Annotated in this window: 18 protein-coding genes; 6 read left to right on the top strand and 12 right to left on the bottom strand. The window is 56.0% G+C overall.

What is annotated here, in order from left to right; translation table 11 throughout:
• Positions 1-312: 312 nt before the first annotated feature.
• Together RGW60_RS19445 and RGW60_RS19440 are read right to left on the bottom strand one after the other, a co-directional pair.
• On the bottom strand, positions 313-1,314 hold the full coding sequence (locus RGW60_RS19445; RefSeq protein WP_322206105.1) for a phosphate ABC transporter substrate-binding protein PstS family protein: 1,002 nt from the start codon (positions 1,312-1,314) through the stop codon (positions 313-315).
• A 439-nt stretch (positions 1,315-1,753) separates the two neighbouring features.
• Positions 1,754-3,043 (bottom strand): MFS transporter, encoded by a 1,290-nt coding sequence (locus RGW60_RS19440; RefSeq protein ID WP_322206104.1) that lies wholly within the window; start codon positions 3,041-3,043, stop codon positions 1,754-1,756.
• A 430-nt stretch (positions 3,044-3,473) separates the two neighbouring features.
• Between RGW60_RS19440 and RGW60_RS19435 the strand changes: the two genes are divergently transcribed.
• Together RGW60_RS19435 and RGW60_RS19430 are read left to right on the top strand one after the other, a co-directional pair.
• Positions 3,474-3,875 carry an acyl-CoA thioesterase gene (locus RGW60_RS19435; protein ID WP_297839195.1) on the top strand — a complete coding sequence of 134 codons (402 nt, stop codon included), beginning with the start codon at positions 3,474-3,476 and terminating at the stop codon, positions 3,873-3,875.
• A gap of 82 nt (positions 3,876-3,957) precedes the next feature.
• Positions 3,958-4,857 carry a D-hexose-6-phosphate mutarotase gene (locus RGW60_RS19430; protein ID WP_322206103.1) on the top strand — a complete coding sequence of 300 codons (900 nt, stop codon included), beginning with the start codon at positions 3,958-3,960 and terminating at the stop codon, positions 4,855-4,857.
• An 8-nt stretch (positions 4,858-4,865) separates the two neighbouring features.
• Here RGW60_RS19430 and RGW60_RS19425 read toward each other — a convergent pair whose 3' ends face one another.
• The 6 genes from RGW60_RS19425 to RGW60_RS19400 form a co-directional block, all read right to left on the bottom strand.
• On the bottom strand, positions 4,866-5,399 hold the full coding sequence (locus tag RGW60_RS19425; protein ID WP_322206102.1) for a DUF3299 domain-containing protein: 534 nt from the start codon (positions 5,397-5,399) through the stop codon (positions 4,866-4,868).
• 87 nt (positions 5,400-5,486) lie between these two features.
• Positions 5,487-5,732 (bottom strand): GlsB/YeaQ/YmgE family stress response membrane protein, encoded by a 246-nt coding sequence (locus RGW60_RS19420; RefSeq protein WP_322206101.1) that lies wholly within the window; start codon positions 5,730-5,732, stop codon positions 5,487-5,489.
• Positions 5,733-5,890: 158 nt separating this feature from the next.
• Positions 5,891-6,973, bottom strand: a complete 1,083-nt coding sequence (locus RGW60_RS19415; protein WP_322206100.1) for a 5-(carboxyamino)imidazole ribonucleotide synthase — start codon at positions 6,971-6,973, stop codon at positions 5,891-5,893.
• A 9-nt stretch (positions 6,974-6,982) separates the two neighbouring features.
• Positions 6,983-7,474, bottom strand: a complete 492-nt coding sequence (gene purE / locus RGW60_RS19410; protein WP_322206099.1) for a 5-(carboxyamino)imidazole ribonucleotide mutase — start codon at positions 7,472-7,474, stop codon at positions 6,983-6,985.
• 240 nt (positions 7,475-7,714) lie between these two features.
• The gene (locus RGW60_RS19405; protein WP_322206098.1) at positions 7,715-8,272 is read right to left on the bottom strand and encodes a hypothetical protein; all 558 of its coding nucleotides are present in this window, start codon (positions 8,270-8,272) and stop codon (positions 7,715-7,717) included.
• A 185-nt stretch (positions 8,273-8,457) separates the two neighbouring features.
• Entirely contained in the window at positions 8,458-9,378 is a 921-nt protein-coding gene (locus RGW60_RS19400) for a LysR substrate-binding domain-containing protein (protein ID WP_322206097.1), read from the bottom strand.
• A gap of 184 nt (positions 9,379-9,562) precedes the next feature.
• On the opposite strand from RGW60_RS19400, the gene aspA reads away from it, so the two are divergent.
• On the top strand, positions 9,563-10,987 hold the full coding sequence (gene aspA / locus RGW60_RS19395) for an aspartate ammonia-lyase (protein ID WP_322206095.1): 1,425 nt from the start codon (positions 9,563-9,565) through the stop codon (positions 10,985-10,987).
• Between the two features lie 236 nt (positions 10,988-11,223).
• Positions 11,224-12,231, top strand: a complete 1,008-nt coding sequence (locus RGW60_RS19390) for an asparaginase (protein ID WP_322206094.1) — start codon at positions 11,224-11,226, stop codon at positions 12,229-12,231.
• 65 nt (positions 12,232-12,296) lie between these two features.
• Here RGW60_RS19390 and RGW60_RS19385 read toward each other — a convergent pair whose 3' ends face one another.
• Together RGW60_RS19385 and RGW60_RS19380 are read right to left on the bottom strand one after the other, a co-directional pair.
• The gene (locus RGW60_RS19385; protein WP_322206093.1) at positions 12,297-13,184 is read right to left on the bottom strand and encodes a bestrophin family protein; all 888 of its coding nucleotides are present in this window, start codon (positions 13,182-13,184) and stop codon (positions 12,297-12,299) included.
• A 92-nt stretch (positions 13,185-13,276) separates the two neighbouring features.
• Positions 13,277-13,414, bottom strand: a complete 138-nt coding sequence (locus RGW60_RS19380; RefSeq protein WP_322207008.1) for a hypothetical protein — start codon at positions 13,412-13,414, stop codon at positions 13,277-13,279.
• Here RGW60_RS19380 and tkt point away from each other — a divergent pair.
• Positions 13,353-15,437 carry a transketolase gene (tkt, locus tag RGW60_RS19375; protein ID WP_322206092.1) on the top strand — a complete coding sequence of 695 codons (2,085 nt, stop codon included), beginning with the start codon at positions 13,353-13,355 and terminating at the stop codon, positions 15,435-15,437. The genes RGW60_RS19380 and tkt overlap by 62 nt on opposite strands.
• A 104-nt stretch (positions 15,438-15,541) precedes the next feature.
• Here tkt and RGW60_RS19370 read toward each other — a convergent pair whose 3' ends face one another.
• Positions 15,542-16,753, bottom strand: coding sequence for a YeeE/YedE family protein (locus RGW60_RS19370; RefSeq protein WP_322206091.1), 1,212 nt, complete (start codon positions 16,751-16,753; stop codon positions 15,542-15,544).
• Between the two features lie 44 nt (positions 16,754-16,797).
• Positions 16,798-18,324, bottom strand: coding sequence for a PLP-dependent aminotransferase family protein (locus RGW60_RS19365; protein ID WP_322206090.1), 1,527 nt, complete (start codon positions 18,322-18,324; stop codon positions 16,798-16,800).
• Positions 18,325-18,412: 88 nt separating this feature from the next.
• On the opposite strand from RGW60_RS19365, the gene RGW60_RS19360 reads away from it, so the two are divergent.
• Entirely contained in the window at positions 18,413-19,036 is a 624-nt protein-coding gene (locus RGW60_RS19360) for an FMN-binding negative transcriptional regulator (protein WP_322206089.1), read from the top strand.
• The last annotated feature ends 8 nt before the right edge of the window (positions 19,037-19,044 follow it).

The raw sequence follows: 19,044 nt of genomic DNA, 5'->3' as shown, positions 1-19,044 counted from the left end.
CAAGCCACCGACAAATACATACCACTGGGTCAACTTGTCTTTCAACGCGCGGACACGGCGCTTACGCTTCATGTCGGGCGTGTTGAAATCAATGCGCTCAGGGGGTGACTTTTGGGTCATGGTGGAGTTCGACAAATCATTCATGCGCTCACCCTAGCCGTCCTTTATGACAAAAACATTACAATTCTGAGACGCAAAAAATCCGCCGCCCAAACCTTCTGGCAGCGGACTACTAAACCTGAAACGAAACCGGTCTACCGGGTTTCGCTTAATGACTTTAATCAGGGCAGATCAGCATCTGCCCAACCCTACCTACTTGCCCGCTACACCGGGAGTGCCTTCTTGCAGACCCAAGTCAGCCAGTGCTTTAGCGACAACTCTGGCTGGCAATGGAATGTACCCGTCTTTTATGACGACTTCTTGACCCTGTTTCGACAAGACCATTTTCACGAACTCCGCTTCCAGTGGTGCTAGCGGTTTATTCGGCGCTTTGTTCACATAGATGAACAGGAAGCGCGACAGCGGGTATTTGCCGTTGAGCGCGTTTTCTTCGCTGTCTTCAATGAACTCAGTGCCGCCCTTCTTCGACAGGGCTACGGTCTTGACGCTGGAGGTTTTGTAACCTATGCCCGAATAGCCAATACCGTTCAGCGAGCTGCTGATTGAGCTAACGACCGAGGCCGATCCAGGTTGCTCGTTAACGTTAGCGCGGAAGTCGCCTTTGCATAGCGCTTCTTCCTTAAAGTAACCGTAAGTGCCAGACACCGAGTTACGACCAAAAAGCTGAATCGGCTTATTTGCCAAATCGCCGGTCACACCCACTTCACCCCAGGTTTTTGCTTCGGTCTTGGCGCCGCACAGACGGGTCGCCGAAAAAATCGCGTCTACTTGTTCCATGGTCAGGTGCTGAATCGGGTTGTCTTTATGCACGAAAATAGCCAACGCATCGACCGCGACCGGGATAGCGGTGGGCTTGTAGCCGTATTTCTGTTCGAAAGCCGCCAGTTCGGTGTCTTTCATCTTGCGGCTCATCGGCCCCAGGTTCGAGGTGCCCTCAGTCAACGCAGGCGGTGCAGTTGCTGAACCAGCGGCCTGAATCTGAATATTCACGCTCGGGTATTCTTTCTTGTAGGCCTCAGCCCACAAGGTCATCAGGTTAGCCAAGGTATCGGAGCCAACGCTGGACAAGTTACCGGAAACGCCGGAAGTCTTGGTGTAAGCCGGAATTGAGGGGTCAACCGCTGCAACGGCATGGGCAGTGGCTACGCCTGCGGCGACGAAAGTCAAAACCGCCATCAATCGCTTAAAAGTCATACCTTGCTCCTGCAAAATTTTATAGGTACTAAATCGGCCTCATCTAAATGCCGGGTGACTACTCTATGAAAGCAATATGACAAAAAAATGACTGACCATCGGCAGATTTAATATTGGCGGCAAATAGCTGGAGGCTTTGAAGGGATTGGCGCTCAGCGGTTTTATGGACAGCAACAGCAAGGTTTTTCGTAACAAATAGACATTCATTTTTGCCTGCTGCTTGAATGGAAAATAGGCCGTCCAATTCATCGCAGCCTTGGTCGTGGCGATCTTTTATCTGCTCGCCACATCTCCCATCGTCACTGCGCCTAAAGTGTGGCTAAGCACATCGCCCAATGCAGTCGAGTCAGCAGCTCTAGTTATTCAAGCCGCGCACCAAGATCGCGTTCAAGATCTCCTTTAGCGACCAGCCCAGCCTCTGCTTCAAAAGCGAATCCAGTTAGGCGCGCTTACGCAACAAATACACCCCAATCAACATTCCCATCACACACAGAGCCGCTACATACCAAGCCGGCCCCATTGGGCTGTTCTTGAGCATTAGCGTGACGACCATCGGTGTCAGGCCGCCGAAGATTGCGTAAGCGAGGTTGTAAGAAAACGACAACCCTGAAAACCGCACGACAGCAGGAAACGCAAGGACCATAACAAACGGAACAGCGCCGACCACGCCGACGAACAATCCAGTTATCGCGTACATCGGAAACAACGCATCTGGGTGGGCTTGAAGGGTGTGATAGAAAGTCCACGAGCTGACCAGCAGACCTAAGCAACCGAAAATAAATACCCAACCTGCGCCGAAACGATCCGTCAGCCATCCCGCACCGACGCAGCCCAGGCTTAGGCAGACGATTGCCAGGCTGTTGGCTTTCAGTGCGGTCGCCGGTGAGAAGCCATAAACCGTTTGCAGCACGGTTGGGGTCATCAAAATCACGACGATGATGGCCGCCGAGAGCATCCAGGTCAGCAGCATTGACAGCACAATCGGCCCACGATGATCGCGTAGCACAGCCTTGAGCGGCACTTCTTCTGCCAACGCTTTGCGCAGTTGAAGCTCGGCAAACACCGGGGTTTCGTGCAGCCAGCGGCGCAGGTAGACAGACAGCAGACCAAACACGCCGCCCAGTAAGAATGGAATTCGCCATGCGTAGTCGAGCATTTCCTGCGCGTTATAGAGACTATTGATCAGCGTTGCGACCAGTGAGCCCAGCAGGATACCTGCCGTTAGGCCAGCAGTTAGGGTTCCGCAGGCGTAACCGATGCTGCGCGCAGGCACATGCTCGGACACAAACACCCAAGCACCGGGCACTTCGCCGCCAATCGCCGCACCCTGAATAATCCGCATCAATAGCAGCAGCATTGGCGCCAGAAGGCCAATCTGCGCGTAAGTCGGTAGTAAACCCATGAGCAGCGTTGGCACAGCCATCAGAAAAATGCTCAGGGTGAACATCTTCTTGCGCCCCAAAAGGTCGCCAAAGTGCGCCATGACGATGCCGCCCAACGGCCGGGCCAGGTAACCGGCGGCGAAAATACCGAAGGTTTGCATCAGCCGCAGCCACTCCGGCATGTCCGCCGGGAAAAATAATTTGCCAACCACAGTGGCGAAAAATACAAAAATGATGAAGTCGTAAAATTCCAACGCACCGCCCAATGCAGATAACGACAAGGTTTTATAGTCGTTACGAGTCAACTGGCGCGAGGCCTGCGCGGTATTTGAAGGCACGGTGGACATAACAAGGACTTCTCTTGAGATGGGTGGGCATTAGCAACGCTGGCCAATACCTGACGGACTGCACACTCATACGCTAAAGAAAACTCTGACGCAGGCATCAAAATTGCCTGACAGACAGGACGATCCAAAGCTGTCTAGGTCCGGCAAGATAGCAAACTCTTAAAAAAGCACACAGCAAGAAGGTTTACGTTGTCGAAATGAGAACCGAACGGTCGTCGTGTGACGCATCGCCCGATATACTCGCGGACCGCTAAAGACAAGCTGCGGGGTGCTGTGCGAAGTCGCTGCTGCTTTAAACAGCCGTTTTCGCAGAGTTTCCCTATAAGACGCGCTAAAACGTGTGGACATAGTCTGTTCACAATCTGCGTTTTTAATGTCTTTTCACCGCGGCAAAAAATAATGAGAGTCATGGGTCAGAGGCACCCTAGGCATGATCGAACTCGAACAAGAAGATCCGATTCCACAAGGCGACCTTGCGTTGCAAATTACGGCGTTGCCCCGTGAAACCAACGGTTTCGGCGATATTTTTGGCGGCTGGCTGGTCTCGCAGATGGACTTGGCGGGCACGGCCATGGCGAGCAAAGTCGCTGGCGGCCGCGTCGCAACCGTGGCCATTGACCGCATGACGTTTCTAGTTCCGGTAGCCGTCGGCGCGCAGCTGTCGTTCTATACGCAGGCATTGGAAATTGGCCGCAGCTCAATCCAGATGATGGTCGAAGTATGGAGCGATGACCCCTTGTCCAGTGAATGGCGCAAAGTCACCGAAGCGGTATTTGTGTTCGTTGCCATCGATGGTAGCGGCCGCACTCGTTCGGTGCCCGCACGGCGTTAATCCGGGGTTAGGCATGTCGAGGTAAACTCGTTGGCCACAACACGGTCTACTTTTATCACTGTCCTTAAGTGAGAGCCCTCGCATGCCAACGCCCAACGTTGAAACCATCAAACTCGATGAACTGGACTGCTGGCGCATCCGTCACGGCCGGGCCGAGTTACTTGTCGCCCAGCAAGGTGCACACATCCTGAGTTATCAGATAGAGGGCGAGCAGCCGCTGATCTGGTTGAACAAACAGGCTACGTTCAAACAGGGCAAGCCGATTCGTACCGGGATTCCGATCTGCTGGCCGTGGTTTGGCAATTTTGAACGTAATCCCGACAGCGTGCAGGCCATGCGTCAAAGCGCTGAACCGGCAAAGGCCCATGGCGAAGTTCGTGCCCTAGACTGGGAGCTGCTAGGAATCAGTAATGACGGTGAAGCTCTATTAGTAGAATTTGTGCTGCCAGAAGCCGAAGGCCAATTGCCCGGCTGGCCCCACAGCGTCGCGCTTAAATTGAGTATTCGCTTGGACACTCAGCTTCACGTCAGCCTTATCAGCCACAACAATGGTCCTGAGGACGTCACGCTAAGCCAAGCGCTGCACAGTTATTTCGCGGTGAGTGATGTGCGCCATGTCAGCGTAGACGGTCTGGACGGGCTGCGTTATATCGACACTGCGCATGGGTGGCAGGAGGCCATTCAGTCGGGCGCCCTGCATTTCGCCAGTGAAACCGATCGCATCTACCTCAATACGCCGAATCATTTGAGCGTGGTTGACCCAGGCTGGAATCGTCGCATCGTCGTCAACACCCGAGGCTCGAGGTCCACGGTGGTCTGGAACCCCTGGACCGAGCGTGCGAAAGGCTTCAGCGATATGGCCAATGACGGCTGGCAAGATATGGTCTGTGTAGAAACTGCCAACGTCATGGGTGATGTCGTAACGCTTGCACCCGACGCTTCGCATCGATTGACGGTAAGCATCTGCAGCGAACCCCTCTAAGGTTCGGCCTATAGGTCCGCTTCCACTACAACGCGGACCTTCAAAGCATCCAACGCATAAGCCGCATCGGCCATGTCATTACTGACCTTCTCGACTTTCAACGTACCCACCACCCATAGCGGCGTGTAGATATCGTTGAGTTTTAAACCTTTGGGGTAGCGCACCAGTACCAGTTGATTGGGTGGCGGTGGCGGCACATGGATGCAAGCGCCTGGGTACGGAACGAGGAAAAACAGCGTGCTGCGGCCTTTCGCATCCGTCTCCAGCGGCACGGGATAACCACCGATACGAATATCCTTGCCGTTCATGGCCGCCACAGTCTTGGCCGAATACATCACGGCGGGCAGACCCTTGCTTTGTTTCAAGCCGCCTTTGCTGTCAAACGTTCCCTGAGCTTCCGGGGAGTTATGGTCGATTTCAGGCATGGCTTCGAGGGCTTTTTGATCCGACTTCGGCATCAATTCGAGCCAATCGGTTTCTGGCAATTCGGCGTGAGCAAGCCCGCAAGACAACAAAACTGTGATTAGGAGCAGGCGACGCATAATTGGCTCGGCAACATAACGTAATAAATAATGCCGGACATTCTAGCCCCCTACGCTGCATTAGCGCAGAGGGCTGATGAATTACTGTCAGTCTTTTTTGAGCATGCCATAAATAACGAGCAGGATGACCGCACCCACCAATGCACCCAAGAAGCCAGCACCTTGGCCCGCTTGATAGATGCCCAGTGCCTGACCACCGTAAGTCGCCGCTAGCGAGCCACCGATACCCAGCAAAATGGTCATGATCCAACCCATGCTGTCATCGCCTGGCTTAATGAATCGCGCCAATAGGCCAACAATCAGGCCGATAAAGATGGTTCCAATAATTCCCATGCCATTTCCCTCTGTATGAACTGGATATGCCGAGCCTGATAAGGCGTCGGCATCCTGCCATCTGAGAGCAATGAGCGCTATTGGTTCCTTGGGAAGCGGGGGAAGCCAAACAATCGTAGCGTCTGGCACGCTAAACGATAAATGAAGTAGGCCTGGGATCAGGCCTTGATCAGTGCTTCAACCTTCTTGATCTGCTGGTCGAGGGTCGCCCGATCAACGCAACGCAAGGTTGCATGCCCGACTTTACGCCCGACCTTGAACGCCTTGCCATAGTGGTGAAGGTGGCAATCGTTAATGGCCATGACCTTATCAACGGCTGGCACTTCACCAATGAAATTGAGCATCGCGCTCTCACCGATCTTGGCCGTCGAACCCAGCGGCAAACCCGCCACCGCTCGAAGGTGATTTTCGAATTGACTGCATTCGGCACCTTCGGTGGTCCAATGCCCGGAGTTGTGAACCCGCGGTGCAATTTCGTTGGCTTTCAGCCCACCATCAACCTCGAAATATTCGAACGCTAACACACCAACGTAATCGAGCTGCTTAAGCACGCGACCGGCGTAATCTTCGGCCAAGGTCTGCAACGGATGGTTCGTGCTGGCAATCGACAGGCGCAGAATGCCGTTGTCATGGGTGTTGTGAACCAACGGGTAAAAACGTGTCTCGCCATCTCGACCACGCACGGCGATTAGCGACACTTCGCCAGTGAAGGGTACGAAACCTTCCAGCAAGCAGGCTACGCTGCCCAGTTCAGCAAAGGTGTTGAGCACGTCTGCCGAAGTGCGCAGGACTTTTTGGCCCTTGCCGTCATAACCGAGAGTACGGGTTTTTAACACCGCAGGCAGACCGATAACAGCGATTGCTGCATCCAGATCGGTTTGCGACTGGATATCGGCGAACGCTGGGGTCGGAATGCCGAGGTCTTTGAACATGCTCTTTTCGAACAGGCGATCACGGGCAATCCGCAGGGCTTCGGCGCTGGGGTATACCGGGACGAACTGCGACAAGAAAGCCACGGTTTCTGCCGGAACGCTTTCGAATTCAAAGGTAACCAGATCAACTTCATCGGCCAACTGACGCAAGTGATCCTGATCGCCATAATCGGCACGCAAATGCTCGCCCAGCGCAGCCGCACAAGCGTCTGGGGCGGGGTCAAGGAAAGCGAAGTTCATTCCCAGCGGCGTACCCGCGAGAGCCAACATGCGGCCCAACTGGCCGCCACCGATTACACCGATTTTCATGGAAAAACCTCAGGCGTCGCGCGGATCTGGATTATCCAGGACACTGTCTGTCTGCTCAGCGCGGAATTTTTTCAGCACTGTATGGAATTGGGGGTGCTTGGCGCCAAGGATGCTGGCCGACAGCAACGCAGCGTTGATTGCGCCGGCTTTGCCAATCGCCAACGTAGCCACGGGGATCCCGGCAGGCATTTGGACAATCGACAGCAAGGAGTCGACACCCGACAGCATCGACGACTGCACGGGAACGCCCAAGACGGGCAAATGAGTCTTCGCTGCACACATGCCCGGCAAGTGAGCAGCGCCACCGGCACCGGCAATGATGACTTCAATGCCGCGCGCTTCGGCCTGCTCGGCGTACTGGAACAGTAGGTCCGGGGTCCGATGAGCTGACACCACTTTGACTTCGTAAGGAATGCCTAGCTTTTCCAGCATATCGGCGGTGTGGCTAAGGGTGGACCAATCGGACTTAGAGCCCATGATCACGCCAACCAGTGCGCTCATCGTCGTGCCTCTTCTATTGGGCGCCCGCAAGCGCGTCAAAAAACAACAAGCCACGCGGGAGGGCCGGCGTGGCTTGTTGTACGAATAATGACCGGTCGAACCGGCCAAAGGCCGCGCAGTATACCGTAAAGCGACGGGAAGACAGCCCCCTTAGTGACCATCCGTCCGCAGTGGTTTTACAACCGCGGTTTTGAGATCGTAGACGACCAAATATCTGACGCAACCACCCATTTATTGCGCTTATTCACTGAAAAAATTAGCGATGCGTTCGCGATTCTTCGCGCTGTATCGGTAGAGATTGCCTCGGGCGGTACTCATATGCGGATATAAAAAGGATTCACTGAGAATACCAAAAGAATTGTAACCCAGCTCTGCATCTTCGTGGGTGGCACTAAAACTATGCCCTAACTCATGGCCAATAGTTTGATACGTCACCAGGGAAGCGATTAAACAATTTCCTCCATGCCGGGCTACGCCCAGGACCGTCTCATCCAAACTGTGCATTGTGACCAGTAGATACCTGTAGGTTTTACTCCAACTGAGGCCATTCTGGACAACGTAGGACCCCACACTGGCGGACCAACTGTCCAACGCCGCTTTAGCGTCGCCCTTGTAGTTGATGTCGGTCACGCCAGCGATGGAACGCTTGTACTCGATGATGCATTCACGCCCGGTGATTTTCTGGATTTCAATAATGCAGTCTTTCAGGTAGTTGCGGGGAACAATACGTTGTGTGGCGGCATCGACATCATCGTGGAAAAAAACAAATAACCAAATGGGCTGCTTGGTGGTTGACATTATATAAGTCCTTTTAAATTTAATCGCCTATCATCATGACTGGCGTAGGGTCGAGGGCATTAACCCTCTCCCTAAAAGTTACAGCCTGGATCATCTAAATACATTCAGACACTTGCACCAGGGAAAGTCGTCTCCGCAAATTTAACGTGTAGGAAACGCGCCTATGCCATTGCACTGTTAGTGAGTTAACTGCCGCGTGGCGATTCGAGTTGTGCCGCGGTCTCCAGCTTGCGCCACAACAAACGCACATTGGCCTTACGCACCAACGCGCAGCGGTACAGACGGATTTCCAGCGGTACATGCCATTGGGCGCCACCGCAGACCACTAGCTCACCCCGCGCCAGCTCAGCATGGACACTCAATTCTGGCACCCAGGCAATGCCCAGCCCTTCCAACGCCATACCTTTCAAGCTGTCCGCCATGGCCGTCTCGTAGACCGTGGTAAAACGCACGCTACGCTGACGTAGCAACAAATTTACCGAGCGGCCGAGAAACGCCCCGGCGCTGTAGGCGAGTAACGGCACGCTGGCATCGCCTTCCAGGTCGAACATCGGCTGGCCATCGGCATTCGCAGCGCACACCGGTAGCATTTCGGTGTGGCCCAAATGCAGCGATGGAAAAATCTCATTATCCATCTGCAACGCGGCGTCTGGGTCATAGAACGCCAGCATCAGATCGCAGCCGCCCTCGCGCAAGGCATGCACCGCTTCGCCAACGTTAGTCGCCACTAACCGTGTAGCAATGTTTAAACCTTCGTTACGCAACTGAGCGATCCAGCGCGGAAAGAAGCCCAATGCCAGGGAGTGCGCAGCGGCGACCTGCATGACCTCGCCCTGGCCGCCTTCCAGATGATGCAAATGGCGCAACACTTCGCCGAGTTGTTCAACAACCGTGCGGGCTGTCACCAGAAACAGTTGCCCGGCAGCCGTGAGTTCTATGGGCGTGCGCGAGCGATTGACTAACGTTAGGCCCAAGGCTGATTCAAGGCTTCGAATTCGGCGACTGAAGGCGGGCTGGGTCACAAAGCGGCGTTGGGCCGCCTGGGAAAAACTGCGAGTCGCGGCCAAGGCACTAAAGTCCTCTAGCCATTTGCTCTCAAGATTCATGGTGTCTCCTGCCAAAAAACGCATACATGCGTCTACGTACGCTATTTGTGATCTTAACGTCACGCGAACATTATGCCGTTTACGCATAGGGCAGCGCTTAACAGCATTTGCTCGGGATTGCCTACAAGCCTAGCATCAGCAGCGTTCCGGCACTCTTCGTGCCTCTTTCGAGACTATCTCTATCATGTCCTCCGCCGCATCATCGCGCACCGAAAAAGACCTGCTTGGCGTTCTCGAAGTACCGGCTGATGCCTACTTCGGCATACAGACGCTACGGGCGGTGAATAACTTTCACCTGTCCGGCGTGCCGATTTCGCACTACCCGAAGCTGGTTGTGGCGCTGGCCATGGTCAAGCAAGCCGCCGCTGACGCAAACCACGAGCTGGGCCACTTGAATTCGGCTAAGCACGCAGCCATCAGCGAAGCCTGCGCGCGGTTGGTTCGGGGCGATTTCCACGACCAGTTCGTGGTGGACATGATTCAAGGCGGCGCTGGCACTTCAACCAACATGAATGCCAACGAAGTTATCGCCAACATCGCGCTGGAGGCCATGGGCCACAGCAAGGGCGAGTACCAGTTCCTGCACCCAAACAATGACGTGAACATGGCTCAGTCGACCAACGATGCTTACCCAACGGCGATTCGCCTGGGTCTGTTGCTGGGTCACGACTCACTCCTCGCCAGCCTCGATAGCTTGATCCAGGCGTTCGCGGCCAAAGGCAAAGAATTCAACCACGTTCTGAAAATGGGCCGGACCCAGTTGCAGGACGCAGTGCCGATGACTCTAGGCCAGGAATTTCGCGCCTTTGCGACAACCCTGAATGAAGACCTGAATCGGTTGCGCACCTTGGCTCCGGAACTGCTGACCGAAGTAAACCTGGGTGGCACCGCCATTGGCACCGGCATCAACGCCGACCCGCGTTACCAGCAATTGGCGGTTGATCGCCTGGCAATCATCAGCGGCCAACCACTGGTGCCGGCTGCCGACTTGATTGAAGCCACATCCGACATGGGCGCCTTTGTGCTGTTTTCCGGGATGCTCAAGCGCACTGCGGTAAAGCTGTCCAAGATTTGTAACGATTTGCGCTTGCTGTCCAGCGGACCACGCACCGGGATCAACGAAATCAACCTGCCAGCGCGTCAGCCGGGCAGCTCGATCATGCCCGGCAAGGTCAACCCGGTGATCCCGGAAGCGGTTAACCAAGTGGCTTTTGAAATCATTGGCAACGACCTGTCGCTAACCATGGCAGCAGAAGGCGGCCAGTTGCAATTGAACGTGATGGAACCGCTGATCGCTTACAAAATTTTCGACACCATTCGCTTGCTGCAACGCGCCATGGACATGCTGCGCGAGCACTGCATCGTCGGCATCACAGCCAACGAAGCGCGATGCCGTGAATTGGTGGAACACTCGATTGGCCTCGTGACCGCCTTGAACCCCTACATTGGTTATGAAAACGCAACCCGTATCGCCCGCATCGCGCTGGAAAGCGGCCGTGGTGTGCTGGAGCTGGTTCGCGAAGAAGGCTTGCTCGATGACGTCATGCTCGCCGACATATTGCGCCCGGAAAACATGATCGCCCCGCGACTGGTGCCATTAAAGGCCTGACATTTAATGGCCCGTCGCACCAGGTTCACCAGGTTCACCAGGTTCACCAGGTCGAGGGACTAGACACTCCTCACCTTTTGAGGGTCTGAAGATCATTCTCCAGACCCTTTTTTTCGCCTGCTTGTTTTTACTTTTCGCCGAACAAGCCATACCTTACGAAATCGCGCCAATTCCAGCACTGCCGGAGCCAACGTGTTGGCCCATGCCGCGACTTCTATGCATCCAGAGAGAACCCAATGAATTGCGACACTCAGTCACCCGCTCGGCAGGTCATGGTGCTCTATACCGGAGGCACTATTGGTATGCAGGCCAGCGCTAATGGGTTAGCTCCGGCATCGGGATTCGAGTCGAGGATGACCGGGCAACTGGCCGCGCAGCCCCATCTTCAGGTGCCCAACTGGAGGTTTCGCGAATTGCAGCCACTGATCGACAGCGCCAACATGAATCCCGTTTATTGGCAGCGTCTGCGTGAAGCGGTGATTGAAGCTGTGAACGTCGACAATTGCGATGCCGTCCTGATCTTGCACGGCACAGATACCTTGGCCTACAGCGCGGCAGCGATGTGTTTCCAACTGATTGGATTGAGTGCGCCAGTACTATTCACCGGCTCAATGTTACCGGCGGGTGTTGAAGACAGCGATGCTTGGGAAAACCTCAATGGCGCCCTGCTGGCCCTTGGTAGGGGCATAAAGTCCGGCGTGCAGTTATATTTCCACGGTGAGCTGCTGGCGCCGACTCGTTGCGCGAAGATTCGCAGCTTTGGGAGACATCCATTTGCTGAGTTGCAACGCAACCGGGGTGGCAAGTCCGCGCAGCCTCTGCCCAAAGCGCTGGATTATCGCCAACCAAAAGCTGTAGCCAACGTCGGCGTGCTGCCGCTGTTTCCAGGGATAAACGCGCAGCATCTGGACGCGCTACTCGACAGCGGCATCCAGGCACTGATCCTCGAATGCTTTGGCAGCGGCACCGGTCCAAGCGACAACCCGGAATTTCTCGCCAGCCTGCAAAATGCTTATCTACGCGGCATCTGCGTGGTAGCGATCACCCAATGCCAGGAAGGCGGGGTCGAGCTGGAGATTTACGAAGCGGGCAGCCGTCTGCGCGGTGTCGGCGTTCTGTCGGGTGGCGGCATGACCCGCGAAACAGCTTTCGGCAAACTGCATGCGTTGCTGGGTGCGGGGCTAGGGGTCGCAGAAGTACGGCGGTTGGTTGAACTGGATGTGTGTGGCGAACTGGGTGCCTAATGGTCCCTATTCGCCTCCAACGGGTAAGGAACACGCAAGTTTCAGAAAGAGTGTGTTAGTTGTGGTCACGCGCCCCCCCTATCAACCCGCGCATTGCGCAGCATTGAGTCCAAGTTGCGCTCGATATTTGTGCATAACGCTGTCATCTGAATTTCATGCTCGCTGGCGAGAAAGGGGCTTTGCAGGTCAGTTCCAATCTTCTCAATCGCCAGCAGCATGAAGCCCACCACCGTGGAAGCCAGCGGCGTGAACCAACCCAGGGTTTCCACCAGGCCTATAGGCACGATCAAACAAAACAGGGTGATGAACAGCCTTGGGAAGGCTACGTATGGATAAGGTAACGGTGTGTTGGCTATGCGCTCCATGCCGCCCTGACAATTGGAAATTTCCACCAGCGTGGATTCAATACGCGCCAGCCGAATGCTGTCCAGGCGACCGGACTTAAACTCTTTGGCCAGTAGTGCGGCGCAAGCATTGATCAGATCATTGGGAAAGTTATTGGTGTCGAGGCGGCGATCGAACTCCTCGGGGGAAATTAGCGCCTGCACTTCCGTGCCGCAGCTTTCGCCTTTCAAGTGCGCCGACAGGCATTTTACGTAAGCCACATGCCGCCGGAGCAGCACGGCTTTGACCGGGTTGATGTCCCCATCGTCATCAATCAACGTCAGCACTTGCCGAGCGAAACTGCGGGAGTTATTAACCAGACCGCCCCATAACGTTCGGGCTTCCCACCAACGATTGTAGGCGCTGGAATTGCGAAAGCTGGTCAGCACCACTAGCGCAGAACCCAGCAGCGTCAGTGGCAGCGAGGGCAAGGTGACCTTGCGCTCCAGGTAAAGCATGAAGTCGACGGTGACGATGACATCCCAGACCAACAGCCAAACCAGCGACCAACCCACATAAGTCAGGGTTCGGACCAAAAATCGATACTTCTCAACGATTGCCTGCTGCAAGAGATTACCTCGTTCGACGACAACACGAGCGCTGTCCCCTGGGGTTCGAATGCTTTTTGCTCAAATGGTTCGGCACTGACGGCTCTGAAATTTCATGGAACAAACTCGCCTTTTTCGTGCTCAACACCTATCTGGATGTTCAGCAGCACGTCACCGAGGGTAAATTCAATGGGCTCGTCTTCAACATCTTCCTCCATCGAACAGCGCACCACGCGCGACCAACTGTGCATTAACACCATTCGCACGCTTGCCATGGACGCCGTACAAAAAGCCAACTCCGGCCACCCTGGAACTCCGATGGCCCTGGCGCCGGTAGGGTACACGGTCTGGAATCAGTTTTTGCGTTATCACCCCGAACACCCCGATTGGCCGAATCGTGACCGTTTTGTCCTGTCGGTCGGCCACGCGTCGATGCTGCTGTATTCACTTCTGCACTTGGCGGGCGTGATCGAAATCGACGAGCACGGCAAACCTTCCGGCAAACCGGCCGTCAGCCTGGACGACATCAAACAGTTCCGCCAGATGGACTCCAAAACTCCCGGTCACCCGGAATACCGCATGACCACAGGCGTCGAAACCACCACCGGCCCGCTTGGCCAAGGGTGTGCCAACAGCGTGGGCATGGCCATGGCTGAACGCTGGCTGGGCACGCGCTTCAACCGTCCCGACGCAAAGCTGTTTGATTACAGCGTTTACGTGGTGTGCGGCGATGGCGACATGATGGAAGGCGTGAGCTCAGAAGCGGCGTCGATGGCCGGACATCTCAAGCTCGCTAACCTGTGCTGGATCTACGACAACAACACCATCACCATCGAAGGCCACACCGAGCTGTCGTTCAACGAAGACGTACAGACCCGCTTCAAAGGCTACGGCTGGAACACCTTGCACGTTACCGACGCCAACGATGCCGTAGCGCTGGCCAAAGCCCTTGAAACGTTCAAGCACAACCAAGACGCTCCCACATTGATCGTGGTCGACAGCGTGATTGGTTACGGCGCACCCCATAAACACAACACCGCTGCGGCCCACGGCGAACCCCTGGGCGTGGAAGAAATTCGGCTGACCAAAAAATTCTACGGCTGGGACGAAAACTCCAGCTTTCTGGTGCCCGAAGAGGCTCAGCATTGCTTACGTGACTCCCTGATTGAGCGCAACAGCGAGGAATACGAAGCGTGGGAAAAAACCCTGGACAACCTCAGCAAAAGCGACCCGACATTGGCCGATCAATTGCGGCGGATGCGCGCCGGCGAGATGCCGGATGATTGGCAGGATGCGCTGGAAGAATTCGAAACTGACGCAAAGGGCATCGCCTCACGCGCATCCGGCGGCAAGGTTCTCAATGCCTTTGCTACGAAAATTCCATGGCTGATGGGGGGCTCTGCCGACTTGTCGCCCTCTACCAAGACCAACTTGACGTTTGACGGCGCAGACAGCTACTCGGCCGAAAACTATGGCGGACGCAACCTGCACTTCGGCATTCGCGAACACGCCATGGGCTCCATTGCCAATGGCATGGCGCTGTCGTATATCCGCCCTTACACCTCGACGTTCCTGGTTTTCAGCGACTACATGAAACCGCCGATTCGCCTGGCATCCATCATGGAGTTGCCGGTGATTTTCGTGTTTACCCACGACTCCATTGGTGTAGGCGAAGACGGTCCGACCCATCAGCCCATTGAACAACTGACCCAACTGCGCTCGACACCGGGCCTGCTGACGTTACGTCCCGGCGATGCCAATGAAACCGTTCAGGCCTGGAAAGTTGCCTTGGCGCAAACCAGTCGACCTTCATGCATCGTGCTCTCGCGCCAACCCCTGCCGACGCTGGACCGCTCGATTTATGCCTCTGCTGAGGGCACCGCTCGCGGCGCCTACGTGCTGGGAGATGTCGACAGTGGTCAGCCCACTGTCATCCTCATCGCCACCGGCAGCGAAGTGGGCATGACCGTTCAAGCTTACGAGAAGCTCAAATCGGAAGGTATTGCGGCGCGGGTAGTTTCAATGCCCAGCTGGGAATTGTTCGAAGATCAGGACCAGGCCTACCGCGATAGCGTTTTCCCACCCAGCGTCACCGCCAGAGTGGTGGTCGAACAAGCAGGCCCTGTGGGCTGGGACCGCTACGTCGGCAACACCGGGGCAAAAATCGTCATGAACACTTTCGGTGCCTCGGCTCCTATTGAGAAGTTGCAAGCCAAGTTTGGCTTCACCGTGGAGAATATTGTGAAGGTGGCGAAGGCGCAGCTAGAGAAATAGCCTGCGGGCGAGAGATAAATGCAATTATTTCTGCGCTAAATTCATTCTTTAGCCAGAATAATTGCATTTTTTGTCTAAACAATCGCTGCAGTTACCGTTCCTATTCAGCACCCACTCAACGCCACCTGCGGACGCTCACCGACAAAGAAATACGGCCGCAATTTCACCCCGACGCCATTCCCAATAAACGCCGCCACCAGCCACACCCAGCCGTGCAAGCTGCCGGAGGCGATGCCGCTGAAGTAGGCGCCGATGTTGCAGCCGTAGGCCAGGCGAGAGCCGTAACCCAACAACAGACCGCCGATGACTGCCGCGATCAATGAGCGGGCGGGGATTTTCAGGTTGGGGGCGAAACGTCCGGCCAGCCCTGCTGCCAACAGCGCACCCAGCATAATGCCGATGTCCATGACACTGGTGACGTCTTCCCATACCGGCGCAGCCAAGGCTTTGGCGTTGCCCGGGAGTTGCCAAAACACCCAACTGCCAACGTCCACGCCTAGACCACTGGCGACTTTGGCGCCCCACAACGCGAAAGCCGAGGTGATTCCCCATGGCCGACCGGCGAGTGCCAAGGTCGCGAAGTTGAGCAATGCCAAACCGATCGCGCCCCATACCAATGGCCAAGGCCCGCGCAGAAAACGGCGCAGGCCGATGTGCTCGCTGGTGACGCCTTCCTCAAGCTGACCATGACGGCGCTTTTCCAGGCGCACGGTCACCGCCGCAATAATCGCGAACAGCGCCAGGCTCATCACCAACGCGGGATAAACCCCGAAGCTTTTAACGATGGAAATCGCCGGAAACGACGGCAGTGAAAACCACCAATCCACGTGTTGCGTAGCGATCAACGAACCGACAATGAAAAACAGCAGCGTCACTAGCATCCGCGCATTACCGCCACCGGCGGTGAACAAGGTGCCCGATGCACACCCGCCACCCAGTTGCATGCCAATCCCGAAAATGAACGCCCCGAATACCACGGAAATACCGGCAGGCGCCACTAGACCGACTACTGGCTGACCAAACAAACTGCCCGCGCCCAGCGCGGGGAAGAACAGCACCACCGCTACCGCCAGCATCACCATCTGCGCGCGCAAACCGGCGCCTCGGCGATCACTGATAAACACCCGCCACGCCGAGGTGAAACCAAACGCAGCGTGGTACAGAGTTAGACCCAACACCGCGCCGACTACCAGCAACGACATCTGGCGCGGACCCACGCTGTTTTGCAAAAACACAGCGCCCAATAACAACAAAACAAAAGCGATTAACGGCGCGGCGGGCTTGCGTGCAGTCGTCGCAGAAAGAGGAAGACTCATAACGGATCTCGGTGAATGATGGCAATGGCGCCGAGTATAAACGCTTAATCCACCCAAACTTGGCGCAGCTTAGCTAGCGCCTGGTGAATGCTTGGCTCAGACACGGCGGCAAAACCCAGGACCATGCCTGCCCGGTTGTCCAGAGCACCAGCGGACGTGGGCAACCAGTAATCGCTCAACGGATTGATTTCAACGCCGACGCTTGCAGCCTTGTCTATCAACTCTCGCTCACGGGCCAGCGTGGCGACCGGCACCGCGACGTGGAGTCCAGCAACGACTTTTGGCATTGCGCCACAGCCGCTGACCTCTTGTGGCCAGCCCGCCAACAGCGCATCGCGGCGACTCAGCGCAGCACGGCGCATGCGGCGGATGTGTCGCTGAAAATGCCCGGCAGCGATGAATTCAGCCATGACCGCTTGGGTACCGACTTCCGAGTGACGCATGTCCACGGCACGGCGCTGACTGAACGCTTCGACCAACCCCAGCGGCAGCACCAGGTAGCCCAGGCGCAGGGCCGGAAAAGCGATTTTGCCAAAGGTGCCGACGTACAACACCCGTCCGCTCTGATCCAGCGCCGCCAAGGGTGCCAACGGTGCGCCACTGTAACGGTACTCGCCGTCGTAATCGTCCTCGACAATCCAGCCTTGAGTCCGCTCAGCCCAGGCAAGAATTTCAAGACGCCGCGCCAGACTCATGGTCACGCCCGTAGGGTATTGATGCGAAGGTGTAACGTAAGCCAGCGTGCAGTCGCTATGCAGCAGCTCGGAGCAACGCATGCCTTCGTTGTCCACACCGATGCCGTGCAACTGCGCCCCGGCGATGGCGAATGCGTGGGCCGCAGCGCGATAACCTGGATTTTCCACCGCCACCGTGTCGCCCACCTCCACCAACAGTTGTGCACAAAGGCTAATCGCTTGCTGCGCGCCGCTGGTGATTACTATTTGCCCAGGGCTGCAATGCAAACCTCGGGAACTGCGCAAATAGGCCGAGATCAGTTCGCGCAAGCGCCAGTCCCCCGCTGGCTCTCCATAACCCAATCGCCCCAAGTCCGGCTTGCGCCAAAAAGCAGCGTGTAACTTGGCCCAAACTCCGAATGGAAATAGGTCAAAGGCCGGCACGCCTACCCGAAACGCCCGTGGGACATCACCTCGTGGCAGGGGCAAATGGTGTTGCTGAAGCAAATTAAGTGCTGTGCTGTGGATAATTTGATGGGTCGTCGAAACTGTGGATAACGCTGTGGGTAACCCTGTGGACACTTTTGTGGATAACTTAATTGATTTCTTTGTTGCGAACGACGGTGAGGGCAGTTGCGCGACGTAAGTGCCGTCGCCAATGCGCCCCTCGGTAAAACCCTCTGCATAAAGCTGGTCGTAGGCGCGCATGACGCTGTTTCGGGAAATCGATAACGACGCTGCCAGATCACGGCTGGCTGGCAATCGCGTGCCGCTGCTCAAACTGCCGTCGAGAATCCGTTGGCGTAGGGTTTGATAAAGCTGGCGGCTCAATCCGCGGCTGCGATCAAGTTCGATACCGGCAGCATCGAATGGAAAAGAAGAGGTGCTGAACGTCATGAATTGGCCCTACGAAATTGATCGTTAATGGCTCTTACAACCAACCAATAGCCTGCCTAAGATTTAACCGTCAGCCAAGGAAAAACTCATGTACCTACCCAGCGCGTTTAAAGAAGACGACCTCGCAATCATTCACCAGCAGATTGAAAGCACGCGCTTGGCCGTTCTAGTTACCCACGGCGCGCTGGGATTGCTGGCCAACCATGTGCCGTTGTTGCTCAACCCCGACCAAGGCCCGAATGGCACCCTGCACGGGCATTTGGCCAAAGCCAATCCACAGTGGAAGGAGCTGGAGAGCGGCGCCGAAGCCCTGCTGATTTTTACCGGCCCGGATGCTTACGTCAGCCCATCGTTCTATCCGAGCAAGGCCGAACATGGCCAAGTGGTGCCGACCTGGAATTTTTTGGTGATTCACGCTTATGGCACGCCCGAAGTGTTTCACGACGCGAGTCGACTGCTTGATCTGGTCAGCACTTTGACCGACAAGCATGAAGCCGGACGCGCCACGCCTTGGGCCGTGGAGGACGCGCCAAAGGCGTACATCGACAAAATGCTCAGCGCCATCGTCGGGTTTGTCGTGCCAATCAGCCGGCTCGAAGGAAAGCGCAAGCTCAACCAGAACCGCAACGCTGCGGATATTGCGGGTGTCCGTGACGGCCTCGCCGCCAGTGCCGTGCCCAATGACAATGAACTCGCCCGACTGATGCGCTAGGAGCCATT

The organism is Pseudomonas sp. AB6 (assembly GCF_034314105.1).
GTDB lineage: Bacteria > Pseudomonadota > Gammaproteobacteria > Pseudomonadales > Pseudomonadaceae > Aquipseudomonas.
Note: the sequence above shows the minus strand (reverse complement) of the source record. Positions and strands in the feature narration are given on the sequence as shown.